Below are 1,442 nucleotides of genomic sequence, written 5' to 3'. Positions count from 1 at the left end.
TAAAAATAATTTAAAAGCTAAATTAAAAGTAGTAGATAATTTAATTAATCAAGATTTTATATCAATAGCCCCTTTACAAAAACTCTTTACAGATATCACTTATTTCAAAACTCCACAAGGATTTTTATATTTTTCTTGTATTATTGATTCTTTTAACAACCAAATCATCGCTTCCCACACTTCAAAATATCAAAATAAAGAATTAGTTTTAAATACAATCAAAAAATTACCTCCATTAAAAGAACCTTGTATTATTCATTCTGACCAAGGAACAGTTTATCAATCACAAAAAGTCCAACAAACTTTAACGAAAAAAGGTTTTTTAATCAGTATGTCAAGAAAAGCAACTCCACGCGATAACGCCGTAATTGAAAACTTTTTCGGCCAAATGAAAACTATATTACAACATCAACATCCTTTTTTATTTCAAAAATCAACCAAAAAAGTAAAAAAAATAATCAATTATTTCCCTAATTTTTGGAATAATCAATGGATTTTAGCTAAATTAAATTATTCATCTCCTTCTCAATATTGTCAAAATCTTATATAAATTATTTTTTAATTTATTTTAATGTTTAGCCTTGAAAAAGAGGTTACCTTTTTGCACATTTTTTTGACCAAAATAACATAATTACGTAAAAAAATAATTATAATTTCATTTTCTTAACGGAATTTTAACTTTTTTTACTTAAATATATAGTGTAAGGTAAAATATTTAAAAAAAATATCTTTTGAAACTAAAGAATTATCAAAAAAAAGTTTATACACTTTTTTAAATAAAAACAATATTTCCTTAGTTTGAAAAGATATGAAATTATCTAATTATTTTTAAGTCTTAAAGAATAATTTTAGAGACAAAAGTTGTCTAAAAAAACGTAACAGTGCACTCTTATTAACTACGTGATTTTTTTAGGGTCGATGACCTTAACATTAACTCATGGAATGATTAGTTCCTGAGATAGGTAAATACCGCGTTTGGATAGGCGAGTCAAGATGTTGGTATTGAAACCATGAAGGGATTTTTTCCCCTGATAATCTAAATAGCCTAAATAGTTCAATTATATAACTATTTAGTCCTATCTTATCAAGTCATTTCAGTTCCTTTCGACTTTGGTTGCTTAGTTTACTCTGCTTTTTGCGTTTAGGTCCATTGCAGGACTTCTCCTTGGAATTTTTTCTTCTTGCGGTATCTTCTTAGATAAAAACTTTTTGCCTCAACCCGCGCTTTTATCCTCTACTATAATCTGCTATTCTTTCGTTGAGCAAACAAAGGATATGAAGTACGTCATTATCAGACTTTGTAATTCGTTAAACTACTGCAAATAAGGCATCTTTGGAGCCTAATTGTTAAAATGAGTAAATCTTACTTTTTTATCTAAATTATTTTTAAAAGGTTGTTCGATTTGTAATTTATTTAGATTAAAACATTTATTAATTAAATT

The 1,442-nt window shown here is 26.1% G+C and carries 1 protein-coding gene; it reads left to right on the top strand.

What is annotated here, in order from left to right:
* Positions 1 to 550 (top strand): DDE-type integrase/transposase/recombinase (locus RI68_RS01735; protein WP_017193537.1); only part of this gene is annotated, 550 nt, incomplete at its 5' end.
* Between the last annotated feature and the right edge of the window lie 892 nt (positions 551 to 1,442).

The sequence above is a fragment of the Vaccinium witches'-broom phytoplasma str. VAC genome, from assembly GCF_000309405.1.
Taxonomy (GTDB): Bacteria; Bacillota_I; Bacilli_A; order Acholeplasmatales; family Acholeplasmataceae; genus Phytoplasma.
The sequence above is the reverse complement of the archived record's forward strand: the minus strand, read 5'-3'. Positions and strand labels throughout refer to the sequence as shown.